We start from the raw sequence: 13,655 nt of genomic DNA, 5'->3' as shown, positions 1-13,655 counted from the left end.
TATAGCCAGGAACAGAATAAAGCCCCGGACGGACTTTATTCTGCCTGTTGTAATGGTTAACCGCTCTAATTAAAAGCCCTCTACGCCTTTGTCCTTCATCAGCTGGCTGAATTTCTCATCCCAGGCCTTGAGTACGCCCTTGGCATCCAGACCTCCGGCAAATTCATCCTGAAGCAGACGGTACAGCTCGCTGCGGTCCACGATCATGTAAGCATCGGTGGTCAGCGTAGTTTTCTTCGGTGTGATATATTGATCGACAATTTCCTGCTTGTAATCGGGAAGCTTCGGCGTAGTGACATCGCTGAAGTTGGAGACGGAGCCTTGGCTGTCAACCATTTTCTGTGCGACTTCTTTGGTAGCGAGGAATTCCAGGAATTTCTTCGCTTCATCCATATGCTTGGCTTTCTTCGGAATGAACAGTTGGCCGCCCAGCGGGCTGGCACCGAGATTTGCGTCTTCAGAAGACGGGATGGCGAACAGGCCCAGATGCACATTCGGATCCTTCTCGGCCACATTTACAATAAGCCAGTCGCCCATGAACATCATCGCCGTTTCCTTGTTCAGGAATTTGCCTACCGCCATATCGTAGCTGTCGCTGAGAATGTCGGTGTTGGTGTAGCCTTTCTTGTAGACCTCATACTGCTGATCGAGGAAGGTAGCGAACTCGGGAACATCGGACCACTTCTTGCGGCCGGCATTAATGTCCTCGAACAGGGACGGCTCATTCTTGGCAGCCCAGTCGGCAAAAGCAGCCGCCGGCCAGATATTCGCCGCCCAGTTATCCTTGAACGGCATGAACACCGGCGTAATGCCGCTGGCCTTGATTTTCTCGCAGACGGCCAGGAATTCTTCGTAATTCTTTGGAATCTCAAGCCCCAGATCTTTGAAAATATCCTTGTTGTAGACGACGCCTTGCATCCCGGTATCCTGGCTGTAATGGAAGCTGTAGACATGATCGTAAGCCGAGAGCACATCCTTATTCAGCAGGCGGCTTACCCAAGGCTCGTTATCGAGAATCTCGAAATTGCGCTCCAGATTCAGGTCCGTAGTCGCACTGGCGAGATTGTATTGAATCAGATCGGGCACCTCGTCAACGGCCAGCTTGGTCTGCAGTACGGTGGCGGTCTGCTCTGCCGGAAGCAGCTGCAGATTCACTTTGATATTGGTTTTCTGTTCGAACTCATCCAGCACATCCTGGGCTACGAACGCCGAATCCTGCGAGCTTTTGGAGATGGCCAGCTCAATGGTTACCTTTTTGCCGGTGCTGCTGCCGCCGCTGTTACCGCTCCCGCTGTCCGTTGCCGCAGCATTACCCTTGCCTGAATTGTCAGAGCCGCACGCCGCCAGCGTTAAGGTCATGATTCCAGCGAGCAGGCCTGTTGCGATTTTCTTCATTCGCTTACTCATGTGATCGCCCCCGTAGTGAATTTTCTGTGAACTGAATCCGTTTACATTGCCCATTATAGAATGAGGACAGCGCAAGGTACATGTTTGTACTTGACACTTTCTGTGTAATATTCTGAACTCCGGGACGGCTTGTCATTTCGCCCGATTGGTTGTAAAGTAGGCAGCATCCTAAGGTTCAGGGGGGCTTTAGCTTGGCTACTTTTTACGAGAGACTACGCAAGGGCAGGGTTCAGGCCAGTCTGCAAACGAAGTTCTTCTTCACCTTCATGCTGCTCCTGCTGATTGTGCTGGGCTGCTTCCTGGTCTACGTGAATTATATGGTGATCCAGCCGCTCAAGGACAAGACAGAGAACGAAATGAAGCTGGCGGCTGTCCAGGTCAGCGATCAGCTGAACCTCTATATCAATAACCAGAACCAGCTCTCCCAGCGGATTCTGTCGAACAAAGAGGTATTCACCCTCCTGTCCGCAGGTGATTACTCACAGCTTACCCTTGAAGGGCTGACCCGCAGCCGCAGGCTGAAGGACATCATGTTCCAGGCACTCGGACCGAGTCTGAACATTGAGGATATGATGATCTACGATCTGACCGGGGAGCGGGTGGCCTCTTATATCGGATATGCGGATAGCCCGGCGTCGCTAAGGCCGTTCCTGGAAGAGAGCAGCCAGCTGCCGACCTGGAATGCAAGCGGTTACGCTTTGTACCGGCAGGGGGCGGATGCCATCTCTTTTGTGCGGGCGATCAGGAACCAGAATGGTCAGGTGTTCGGCTATCTGGCGGTGCAGCTCGACCAGCGGTACTTGAACAGATCTGCTGCGGGACTGGCGGGCGGCAAGGTCTATATTATGGATCAGGACCAGCGGCTGGTCTCCAGTTCTCCGGCACTGCGGGAAGGGGAGAAGGTCCCCGAATTCGCAGCGTCTCCCTCTGAATCTGCAGCAGCTAACGGAATCTATCTGAGCAGCGGCCAGAACTATGTGGCTTACCACCGCTCTGCCGAGACAGGCTGGACCACTTATGTGGTGAATCCCAGGAATGTGGTGCTGGGCCCGGTCAATTCGGTGAAATACATCTCTATTCTGCTGATTACCGCGCTGATTCTGTTCTCGTTCATCTTCATCTACTTCTCGACCCGGAACCTGCTGCTTCCGATCCGTAAGCTGCGCAGCCAGATTCTGCGGATGAACTACAGCAACCTGAATATGAAGGCGGGCCCGCGTACCCACAACAATGAGCTGATTCAACTGAATAGCGCTTTTCAGGAGCTGCTGGAGCGGTTACAGGAATCTATCGAACGGGAAAAGCTTGCGCTGCACGAAGAAGTGAAGTCGCGGAATTCCGCCTTGCAGGCTCAGATCGCGCCCCATTTTATCCACAATGTCCTGTATCTGATCAGTATTGCCGCCCAGGAAGGGAAGAATAGCGTGGTGACCGAAATGTGCAAGCATCTCTCGGACAGCCTGCGTTATATTGTGTCCTCCCCTTATCAGCATGTGGCGTTGACGGAGGAGCTGAAGCATACCCGGCATTATTTGTCCCTGATTCAGCATAATTTCGAGGACGATCTGGAGTGGGAGATTGACGGGGACGGAGGGCTTGAGCGGATTGAGCTGCCCCGGCTGGTGATCCAGCCGTTCGTGGAGAATTGTATCGAGCATGCTTTCAAGAATACGGACCCTCCTTGGAGGATTGAGGTGCGGGTGAAGGTGTATAACGGCCTGTGGGCCATCGAAATCCGGGATAACGGTGAAGGCTTCGCTCCGGGCAGGATCAGGGACATTCTGGATAACATTGAGAGCTCCGATTCCGGGGTTAACGAGCTTAGGCATGATACCTCAGGGATTGGCAATATGGGGATTGTGAATACGGTGAACCGGCTGAAGCTGATGTACAGGAACCGGCTGTTCTTCAACATCTACAACCACTTGGGCGGCGAAAAGGGTGCCACGGTCCAGATTATCGCATCTATGAGTAAAGACTTCTACTAGAACCGGGGGAGGAACAGCTATGTATACCGCTATCATTGCAGAGGACAGTAAGCCGATTCTGCGGAATATCGAGGCTCTTATGCAGTCCATGGAGCTGCCAGTCCGCATCGCTGCCACTGCACCGAACGGGCTGGATGCCCTGGAATACATCAAGGCTAACCCGGTGGACATCCTGCTGACCGATATCCGTATGCCTAAGCTGGACGGACTTGCGCTGATCGGGGAGTGCAGGCTGGTGAATCCGGCGCTCAAGGCGGTGCTGATCAGCGGGTACAGCGATTTCGAGTATACGCGTAAGGCGCTGAATTTGCAGGTGTTCGATTATCTGCTGAAGCCCGTGGAGCGGCAGCAGCTTGCTGAAGTGATGCAGCGGCTGGTCGCCCATCTGCAGGAGCAGGAGGGCAGCAGAACAGGATTGCCGGAGGGATTGCCCTCACCTGGGCAACAGCGGCCGAAGAGCAGCGAGGAGCTGTTCCGGCAGCTGGAGCAATACTTGCAGGAGCAGCTCTACGCTCCGCTCTCCATTACGGAAGTCGCGCTTAAGTTCCACGTAAGCCCTTCCTATGTCAGCCGGATTTTCAAGCGGTACTCACACCAGACCTTCGTGCATTACAGCATGCGGCTGAAGATAGCCGAAGCCTGCCGGCTGATCACGCTCAGGCCGGAGCTGAAGGTGAAAGAGCTGTCGGAGCTGCTGTCCTTCGGCGACCAGCACTATTTCTCCAAGGTGTTCAAGGAGTATACGGGCGTAAGCCCTACGGAGTATAGGGGAGGGGAACGGTGACGGTAGCGACCGCCTGAAAGCTTTCAACTGGAAAGCTCGCATCGGCAGGATGACTATGTTCTGGATCAGTCATAGGAATGACTTCGCTGATTTCACTGAACACATGTACAGCGCATGGTCATCTGGGCCAAATGTGGTCGAAAAACCGACTACATTTGGTGCGGCAGAGACGAGTGGGCCGGATAAGGTCGAAAAACCGACTACATTTGGTGCGGCAGAGACGAGTGGGCCGGATAAGGTCGAAAAACCGACTACATTCGGTGCGGTAGAGACGAGTGGGCCGGATAAGGTCGAAAAACCGACTACATTCGGTGCGGTAGAGACGTGCGAGCCGGATAAGGTCGAAAAACCGACCACAATGGGGATGCCATAGGCATTTTGTTCCTGAGACGGTAGCGCTGAGGATAGGCACTGCCGTTTTTATTTGCCGTATTTTCCCGGCGGGATGCCCGTGATGTTCTTGAAGGTGCGGATGAAGTTGGCATAATCATTGAAGCCGGACAGGTAGCAGGTATCGGACACGGAGTTGCCGGCGGACAGGAGCTGTTTGGATAACGCAATCTTTTTGAGCAGGACATAGCGGTAGATGGTGCCTCCGGTCTGCTGCTTGAACAGATGGCTGAGATAATATTTATCCAGATTCAGCTCCCCGGCGATGTGATCCAGCGACAGATTCAGGTGCAGGTGGTTGTCGATATAGCTCATCGCAGATTGAATATGGGAGGAGATAATGCTGGGAACGGCGGCACGGGTGCGGCTGTATAGCTCGTTGATCAGCACCAGAATTTGAATGAGATACGTCAGGGCAAGCACCTCGCTGCCGTACTGCTTACGCTCCAAGGCTGCAATCAGCTGGGAGGAGAGGGCGGTATACTCCGAGAGCAGCGGCTCCTCCATCCGGGCCAGGTTATTCTCCCCGGGCTGGCGGTTCTGGAAGCAGGCCAGCAGATTCGTAGTCGCCGTACAGAACGGATAGACCAGTGGTGCTTTGAAATGAATGGTCAGCCGCTCATAAGGCTCGGGGGAGCGGTTGATGATTTTATGAATCTCATGATTGTTGAATAACAGAACGTCGCCGCGCTCCAGCGGATAGCTGTACTGGTCCACGAAGCCGTTCACGCTGCCGCCCAGGAACAGGAAAATTTCATAGTGGTCATGGATATGGAAATCCCTCGTCGGAGAGATCGGAGAATTGCCGATACCGGCCAAAATGTCGCCGTCGAACGTTTCATAATACCGGGCATGCTTCAATAGTCACAGCCCCTTTCTTGTTGATCACAACATACGCAATAAATCATCATTATTCGCAAAGACATTGCAATAATACCACAATACACTAGAGAAGAAGAATACCTGAGAGGGTGGAACTAGGGATGAGTGGGATAGAACAGCGTAAATACTGGCTGGATACGATGCTGCAGATTGGAACACCGGTTCTGGAGGCGCTCGCTGCACGGAAACTGAAAGAGCGGTTACCTGCGGAGTTTCATAGCGGGCGCAGCCAGTTTGCGCATTTGGAAGCTTTTGCGAGGCTGGCCTGCGGGATGGCTCCCTGGCTGGAGCTTCAAGGGCTTGAGGGTGAAGAAGAGTGCTTAAGAGCCCGTTATGCCGGGCTGATGCTGGAAGCGATTGATGCGGCGGTTGATCCGCAGTCGCCTGACTATATGGAATTCAAGACCGAAGGCCAGCCGCTGGTCGATGCGGCATTTCTGGCCCATGCGCTGGTGCGTGCACCGAAAGCGGTTACAGCCCGGCTGGACGCACGGGTCAAAGGTAATCTGATTGTGGCGCTGAAGCAGACGCGGCGGACCGCTCCCAGCGGCAGCAACTGGCTGCTGTTCAGTGCGATGGTGGAAGCAGCCTTATATCTGCTGGGCGACCCGGATTATGACCGGATGCGGGTGGGTTATGCGGTCCACATGTTCATGGACTGGTACAAGGGTGACGGAGTCTATGGAGACGGGAAGGAGTTCCACTGGGATTACTACAACAGTTTTGTTATTCAGCCGATGCTGTTGGATGTTGTTACCCTTTTTGAACAGGAGAATGAGGAGTATGCCCGGCTTAGACCCTTGGTCCTGCAGCGGGCGCAGAGATATGCATCCGTGCTGGAGCGCAGCATCGCTCCGGACGGGACGTATCCGTTCCTCGGGCGTTCGATTGTCTACCGGTTCGGGGCATTTCAGCTGCTGTCGCAGGCGGCGCTCCAGGATTTCCTGGAAGACTCGCTGCCTCCGGCCCAGGTGCGCTGCGCTTTGACCGCAGTTATTAGCCGGATTATGCAATACCCGGGCACGCTGGATGAGAACGGCTGGCTGCAGCCGGGGATCTACGGCTATCAGCCGGAGCTGGCCGAGAGCTACATTAATACGGGCAGTCTGTATCTGTGCGCTGCTGTTTTTCTGCCGCTGGGCCTGCCTCCTGCTGACTCCTTCTGGTCGGGCGGGGACATGAAATGGACGGCACGGAGAATCGCAGACGGCGAGAACGTGATGCGGGACCATGCTTTGGAATAAGGGATAGAGACAGACTGAATAAGAGAGGAAGCTCAGGCATGAACATACAGGAACTTAAGACAATCGTAGAGAACATGAAGCCGGCAGATCTCAGCCTATATTATCCGCGGGGGGATTCGGCTGCTTTTTGGAGTGAGGCGGCATCTTCTGAAGTGCTGCAGGCCGGTATCAGTGAGATTCGTGCAGAAGCACAGCGGCTGGAAGGGCAGCCAATACCGCTGTTGCCTTATAGTTTGTTTACCCTTTTCCGGCAGACGGGGTCGAGACTGGAATATGAGCGGCCTTATTTTGAACGGAGAAGAAGGCTGAATACGTATGTGTTCCTTAGTCTGCTGGAGCCGGAGAACGCAGCAGCTCTGGAGCAGCTTACAGATATTCTATGGGCGATCTGCGATGAGTACACGTGGTGTGTTCCCGCTCATCTTCCTGAGAAGCATGACGCTGCTGAGATCAACCGGCATATCGATCTGTTCTCCTCCGAGACAGGCTTTACCTTAAGCGAATGTCTGCTGCTGCTCGGGGAACGTCTCCCGCTGCTGCTCCGTTCCCGGATACGCAGTGAGGTGGAACATAGAATCTTTCAGCCATTCCTCGCGCATGGCCCTTATTTCTGGGAGACCTCCACTCACAATTGGGCGGCGGTCTGTGCGGGTTCTGTGGGTGCAGCTGCACTGCTTCTTGTGAAGGACAAGGATAGGCTGGCGGAGATTCTCCTGAAGACAGAGAGCAGCATGAATTATTATCTGCAGGGCTTTGGGGAAGACGGGGCCTGCCAGGAGGGGCTGGGCTACTGGAATTACGGGTTCGGCTATTTCACTTATTACAGTGATTTGCTCCGTTCAAGAAGCGGAGGCAAGCTGGACTGGTTCAACCACGAGAAGGTGGCACAGATCGCCCGCTTCCAGCAGCAATGCTTCATTGACGGCAGCTATGTAGCCAATTTCTCCGACTCCGTCCCCCGGGTACGGGTGCATATGGGACTCTCCCATTATCTGGCGGACGTCTATCCCGATGTCCTGCGCCCGCCGTCTGCGCTGCGCGCCCCGTTCACGGAGGATCACTGCAGCCGTTTCGCTCCGGCGCTGCGCAATCTGATCTGGACAAGGGCCGGGAAGGAAAAGGAGTCCTGGGAGGCAGGCAGCAGCTATCTTCCTGATGCCGCTTGGCTCGTATCGCGGCATGTCTGCGCTGCGGGCGAGTTCGGCTTCGCCGCCAAGGGCGGCCATAACGACGAGCCGCATAACCATAATGACCTGGGCCAATTTATTCTGAGCGGCCGGGGGGAGATTGTCGCGGCCGATCTGGGCAGCGGAGAGTATACGGCGGACTATTTCGGGACCGGCCGTTACGGCTATGACTGCAACGGGTCGCAGGGACATAGCGTGCCGATTATTGACGGCCAGTTCCAGGGAGCCGGACGGGAGTTCCAGGCTACGGTGCTGCATGCATCGGCTGCAAAGGCGAAGGATGAGCTGACGCTGGAGCTGGCCCGGGCGTACCCGGTAGCCGGACTGCAATCCCTGGTCCGTTCGCTGGTCTGGCATAAGGAGGAGCTGCCCCGTCTGGAGCTGACAGATACTTACCGGTATGACGGAGCTCCGGCAAGCTGGACGGAACGGTTCGTAACGTGGCGCAGACCGGAGCTGCTAGGTCCAGGGTGCGTATTACTCCCGGGAGCTGCTGAAGGGAACGGTGTTCAGGTAACCTATGATCCGCAGATCGTCCGGCCGGAGATTACCGCACATGTGTACCAGAACCATTATGGCCAGGACACGGTGTGGCATAGTCTGGACTTCCAGGTTCTCCAGCCCGGGTCAGAGGGCGTATTGGTGTTTACTTTTGAGTTTATATAAGACGCACGGCACGGGTACAACATTCACATAAAGGCGGGATTCAAATGAACAGAACCATAGATCAGACCTGGGTCGATGAGGCTTGGAGTAAGGCGCTGGAGAAGACGAGAACGAACAGTATCAGCATCGGGGCGGAGTTCCCGCATGCCAGTCAAGGCGGCAAGTATGTGCTGGAAGTGCCGAGCTGGTGGACTGCCGGCTTCTGGCCGGGCCTGCTCTGGCAGCTCTACGCCGGGAGCGGCGATGAGAGTCTGAAAGCGGTAGCCGAGCGCTGCGAGGAGCGGCTGGATGAGGTGCTGGACGGCTATGTGAAGCTGGACCATGACCTTGGCTTCATGTGGCTGCTGACCAGCGTCGCCAATTACAAGCTGACAGGCAGAGAAGAATCACGGGTCCGCGGACTGAAGGCCGCCAACTATCTGGCCGCCCGTTTCAACCTCAAGGGCCGTTACATCCGGGCCTGGAATCCCTGGAGGGAAGGCGAGGACAACAGCGGGGTCGCCATTATCGACTGCAGCATGAACACCAGCCTGCTGTTCTGGGCCTCAGAAGTCACCGGAGATCCGCGTTACCGGCATATTGCGGAGGCACATATGGATACAGTGCTGGAGCATTTTATCCGGCCGGACGGCTCCGTCTATCATATTGTCAACTTTAACCCGGAGACGGGCGAAGTGGCAGAGAAGCTGGGCGGACAGGGCTATGCGCCGGAATCGGCCTGGTCGCGCGGCGCGGCTTGGGCATTATACGGGCTGGCGCTGGCCTATCATCATACCGGCAAGCTGAGCTACCTGCATGCGTCCAAGCAGGTTGCGCATTTCTTCCTGACCCGGCTGCCGGAGGATCAGGTGCCGCAGTGGGATTTCCGTGCTCCCGGTGATGTTGGGGAGATCCGCGATACTTCTGCCGGTTCCTGCGCGGCAAGCGGTCTGTTGCTGCTGGCCGGGCTGGTGGAGGAATCAGAGGCTCATGTCTACCGGAACGGGGCGCTTAGAATTACGGAATCTCTCTACCGCAATTATGGAACTTGGGACAATCCCGGCGAACAGGGGCTGCTGCTTCACGGCACCAGCAATTATCCTGAGGACCGGAACATCGATGTGCCGCTGATCTACGGAGATTTCTTCTATGTTGAGACACTGGCCCGGATCAAGGGAGCAGGCCCGTTCTATTGGGAGTAGGAGGAGTATGACAATGACGAACAATAACATGACTCCGGTAATTGGAAATCCGGGAACAGGCGGCCAGGCGACAGGCAATCTGGCAATTCAGAGCAATCCGCTAAAGACTCGGGAAGACCTGCTGGCTGCCCTTGACCAGCTGACAGAGCCGCTTCGGCCGCTCTATAGCAGAGGCAGCGCCAGACTTGAGATCGGGATTACGGGAGCGAGCTATCCGGCAGCCACCGCCGGAATGGAGGGCTTCTCCCGGGTACTCTGGGGAATGATTCCGCTGCTCGCCGGAGGCGGGGAAAGTAGGCTATGGGCCACTGTACTGGACGGCATCCGTCACGGCACCGATCCGGCACATGAGGAGTATTGGGGCGATGTAAGGGACTATGATCAGCGGCTGGTCGAGATGGCCGCCTTCGGCTTCGCGCTGGCGGCTGTGCCGGAGCAGATCTGGGCGCCGCTTGCTCCGCAGGAGCAGGAGCATCTATACAACTGGCTGAACCAGATCAATTCCCGCCCATGCTACGACTGTAACTGGCTGTTCTTCAATGTGCTGGTGAATGTCGGCTTCCGCTCGGTAGGAAGGCCTTATGATGTTGTGCAGCTGGAGAGGAACCTGACGCGGATGGATGCGTTCTATCTGGGGGAAGGCTGGTACAGCGACGGCGTTAACGGACACTGTGATTATTACGGGCCCTTCGCCATCCATTATTATTCGCTGCTGTATGCGAAGCTGATGGAACGGGAAGACCCGGAGCGTTCCCGTTTGTTCAAAGAACGCGCCCGGCTGTTCGCCGCTGAATTCATCGGCTGGTTCGCCCCGGACGGCGCTGCGCTTCCCTACGGCCGCAGTCTGGCTTACCGGTTCGCCCAGTCTGCATTCTGGAGCGCCCTGGCGTATGCAGAGGTGGAGGGCTTCCCTGCCGGAGTGGTCAAAGGTATCATCCTGCGTAATCTGCGCTGGTGGTTCCGCCAGCCCATCTTCGATGCGGCGGGTGTGCTGACCATCGGATACACCTATCCGAATCTGGTCATGGCAGAGAATTATAATGCTCCCGGTTCGCCCTACTGGGCGCTGAAGACCTTCCTGCCGCTGGCCCTCGGCGCGGAGCATCCGTTCTGGAGCGAACCGGAGCTGCCGCTGCCGGAGCTTCCGGCGGTAAGTGTGCAGCAACCGCCGCATCTTGTCCTGGTCCGCGAACCGGCTTCCGGTCATATGGCCGCCTTCAACAGCGGGCATCTATCTACCAATGAGCATACGCATACCTCAGCCAAATACGAGAAATTCGTCTATTCCACCGGCTTCGGCTTCAGCGTGCCCCGCGCGGAATGGGGATTAGCGCAAGGAGCTTATGACTCCATGCTGGCACTCAGCGAAAGCGGGGACAATCTGTACCGGGTACGGCGCCGGAACCGGGAGACGGAGATCATAGACAATGTGCTGCGGTCTGTCTGGCAGCCGTGGGCAGACGTTGAAGTGCGCACCTGGGTGGTGGCGGGACTACCCTGGCATATCCGCATCCACCGGATTGAGACGGGCCGGGCGCTGGATGTTGCCGAGGGAGGCTTCGCGCTGGGACAGGAGACGGAGCTTGTGCAGCAACTGGACGAGTTGAAGGCGGCGGCAGCGACTCCATGGGGCACAAGCGCCATCCAAGGGCTAAAGGGTTATACGAAGGCTCAGCTAATCTCGCCGAATGCCAACACGAACCTGCTTCATCCCCGGACAGTGCTGCCTACCTTGACGGCATCACTGGAGCCTGGAGTTCACTGGCTGGCCTCGGCTGTGTACGGCGACCCTTCGGCGATTACGCCAATGGGAGGGGGACTCACTCCCGGTCAATTTCTGGAGCAGGCCCCTGACGTCTTGCTGAAGGTCAAGTTCGCCGTAGAGCGTATTACGGTGGTCACCTCTGGCGGAACAGAGCTCAGCATTCCGGTGCAATAGCACAACATCGGTTTCATAGCGCCATCACGCAAGCAGGCCAGCAGCTTCTCCAATTGGAGAGGCTGCTGGCCTTTCAAGGCTAACGGACAAAAATGTATGTTAAAAAACCGATCACAATTGGACTGAGAGCGGCGCGTGGGCCAAATGTAATCGAAAAACCGATCACAATTGGACTGGGAGCGGCGCGTGGGCCAAATGTAATCGAAAAACCGATCACAATTGGACTGGAAGCGGCGTGTGGACCGAATGTAATCGAAAAACCGATCACAATTGGACTGAGTGCGTAATCCAACCTCAACCCAAACAAACCCGCCACAAGCCTCTGCACCCGTGTGAATTATCCGGTGCAAAGAGTGGACCGACTGTACTCACAATTCCCTCACTCCGTATTGCTGCGGAACTGATTGGGCGTGAGACCTTTATACTTTTTGAACACCTGATAGAAATATTTCGTATCATTATACCCGGACTGCAGCGCAATATCCTCGATCCGCATTCCGGGATCTTTGAATAGCTGGCAGGCATGCTCGATGCGGACCTTGTGCAGATAATCGATGAAGCTGATCTTAAGCTGCTGCTTGAACAGCAGGCTTAAATATCCGGGGGTAATATAGATCTCCCTGGCGACGATCTCGCGGTTGATATCCTTCATGAAGTGCTCCCCGATATAGCTCTTGGCCGCTTCGAGCAGCTTGTTGCTGTTCTTCTTGGACGTCAGATGCTCACTGACCCGCTGGGCCGTCTCCAGCAGCGACTGGAACAAGTTATCCAGACTGGAGCGGGACAGGACATGGATCAGCTCGGTCAGATTTTGCCCAAAGACTTTATTTACATTGACATTGTTCTCAATACATAATTTATACAGGGCGAAGAACAGGGCGAAGCTTGACTTAATCACCTGGTCCCTGGAGACTGTCTCGGGCTGCAGGGCAACATTGAAAAGCGTGAGCTTATCGGCAATGTCCCCGGGAGAACCGCCGCGTACCGCCTTCAGCACCTCCTGCTCCTCATGCAGGGGATAGGAGGATTGAGAGGACTCGGCATCGAATTCTCCGCTGTACTCCACGATTTTGGCAATGCCGGTGTAGTTGGTGGTATTCAGGGCCTGGCAGGCCTCCACGAAGGAGTGGCGCAGATGCTCAATATTCTTGTCGATACTTCCGATCCCGGCGGATACAGTGAACTTCAAGAAGCTGGCGATATTCTCCTGAATAATCCGGATATAACCGCTTAATTCCTCCTGATCCGGCAGCTCGTCCATATTGAGGATTAGCACAATGTCGTCCTGATGCTCGAAGGCAACACATAGCACTGTCTCCGGCAGCGACTCCTCGCAAATATTCTTCAGCCCGTACTTCAGCAGCTCCGTATCCTCATGCATATACTTCTCATGCAGCAGCTGGAAATTGTCGATCCGCAGCAGAATGATGCCATACAGAAGATAGGGGAAAACCAGCTGGTTCATCTTCAGATTAACCAGCAGCCTGGAATACGAGGGACTCTCGGTGAGAATGAGCTGGCTTAACGTCTTCTCCTTCAGCAGGGGCAGACTCTCCCGGAAGCCTTGCCGCAGATGCTCAAGCGAAGTAATCTCCAGCTTCTCCGACTGAATCTGCTCCGTGATGGCCAGAACAGTGCTCAGAATCTCCTGCCGGCGGCTCGGCTTCAGCAGATAATTGCTGACCCCGGATCTTATGGCTTGCTGGGCATAGGCGAAATCATCGTATCCGCTCATGATGACCGATTTGACGCTGGGGTATTTCTCAGAGACAACCTTGATTAACTCCAGTCCGTCCATTTGCGGCATCCGGATATCCGTTAGCATGATATCGACGGCATAGGTATCCAGAAGTTCAAGTGCCTCCAGGCCGTCTCTGGCTTCGCCTGCAATATGGATGCCGTGCGACTGCCAGTCAATCAGGGTGGTGATGCCTACCCGTGCGCGCTCCTCATCATCCACAATAATCATATTATACAAGGGACCATC

The 13,655-nt window shown here is 55.5% G+C and carries 10 protein-coding genes; 7 read left to right on the top strand and 3 right to left on the bottom strand.

From position 1 onward, the window contains the following. Positions 1-69: 69 nt before the first annotated feature. Complete coding sequence (locus NSS83_RS09245; RefSeq protein WP_341348082.1) at positions 70-1,407, bottom strand: ABC transporter substrate-binding protein; 1,338 nt, start codon at positions 1,405-1,407, stop codon at positions 70-72. A 191-nt stretch (positions 1,408-1,598) separates the two neighbouring features. Between NSS83_RS09245 and NSS83_RS09240 the strand changes: the two genes are divergently transcribed. From NSS83_RS09240 to NSS83_RS09230, 3 genes are read left to right on the top strand one after another with little or no spacing between them, the layout of a single operon-like run. Continuing rightward, on the top strand, positions 1,599-3,395 hold the full coding sequence (locus NSS83_RS09240; protein ID WP_341184719.1) for a cache domain-containing protein: 1,797 nt from the start codon (positions 1,599-1,601) through the stop codon (positions 3,393-3,395). A 19-nt stretch (positions 3,396-3,414) separates the two neighbouring features. Then, positions 3,415-4,179: a response regulator gene (locus NSS83_RS09235; RefSeq protein ID WP_341348081.1), complete on the top strand. Its 765-nt coding sequence runs from the start codon at positions 3,415-3,417 to the stop codon at positions 4,177-4,179. A gap of 55 nt (positions 4,180-4,234) precedes the next feature. Then, on the top strand, positions 4,235-4,552 hold the full coding sequence (locus tag NSS83_RS09230) for a hypothetical protein (RefSeq protein WP_341184721.1): 318 nt from the start codon (positions 4,235-4,237) through the stop codon (positions 4,550-4,552). Positions 4,553-4,599: 47 nt separating this feature from the next. On the opposite strand, the gene NSS83_RS09225 is transcribed toward NSS83_RS09230, so the two are convergent. Then, the gene (locus NSS83_RS09225) at positions 4,600-5,430 is read right to left on the bottom strand and encodes an AraC family transcriptional regulator (protein ID WP_341184722.1); all 831 of its coding nucleotides are present in this window, start codon (positions 5,428-5,430) and stop codon (positions 4,600-4,602) included. Positions 5,431-5,552: 122 nt separating this feature from the next. Here NSS83_RS09225 and NSS83_RS09220 point away from each other — a divergent pair, with 122 nt between their 5' ends. The 4 genes from NSS83_RS09220 to NSS83_RS09205 are packed head-to-tail and all read left to right on the top strand — an operon-like array spanning position 5,553 to position 11,668. After that, positions 5,553-6,695 (top strand): DUF2264 domain-containing protein, encoded by a 1,143-nt coding sequence (locus tag NSS83_RS09220; protein ID WP_341348080.1) that lies wholly within the window; start codon positions 5,553-5,555, stop codon positions 6,693-6,695. 38 nt (positions 6,696-6,733) lie between these two features. Further along, positions 6,734-8,548: a hypothetical protein gene (locus tag NSS83_RS09215; RefSeq protein WP_341348079.1), complete on the top strand. Its 1,815-nt coding sequence runs from the start codon at positions 6,734-6,736 to the stop codon at positions 8,546-8,548. A 44-nt stretch (positions 8,549-8,592) separates the two neighbouring features. After that, positions 8,593-9,729 carry a glycoside hydrolase family 88 protein gene (locus NSS83_RS09210; protein ID WP_341184725.1) on the top strand — a complete coding sequence of 379 codons (1,137 nt, stop codon included), beginning with the start codon at positions 8,593-8,595 and terminating at the stop codon, positions 9,727-9,729. A 28-nt stretch (positions 9,730-9,757) separates the two neighbouring features. After that, entirely contained in the window at positions 9,758-11,668 is a 1,911-nt protein-coding gene (locus tag NSS83_RS09205) for a DUF2264 domain-containing protein (protein WP_341185246.1), read from the top strand. 379 nt (positions 11,669-12,047) lie between these two features. Here the strand turns inward: NSS83_RS09205 and NSS83_RS09200 are convergent, their stop codons facing one another. Further along, entirely contained in the window at positions 12,048-13,637 is a 1,590-nt protein-coding gene (locus NSS83_RS09200) for a response regulator (protein ID WP_341185247.1), read from the bottom strand. Between the last annotated feature and the right edge of the window lie 18 nt (positions 13,638-13,655).

Origin of the sequence: Paenibacillus sp. FSL H3-0469 (assembly GCF_038051945.1) — a bacterium.
In the GTDB taxonomy this organism is placed as follows: Bacteria; Bacillota; Bacilli; order Paenibacillales; family Paenibacillaceae; genus Paenibacillus_AQ.
Note: the sequence above shows the minus strand (reverse complement) of the source record. Positions and strands in the feature narration are given on the sequence as shown.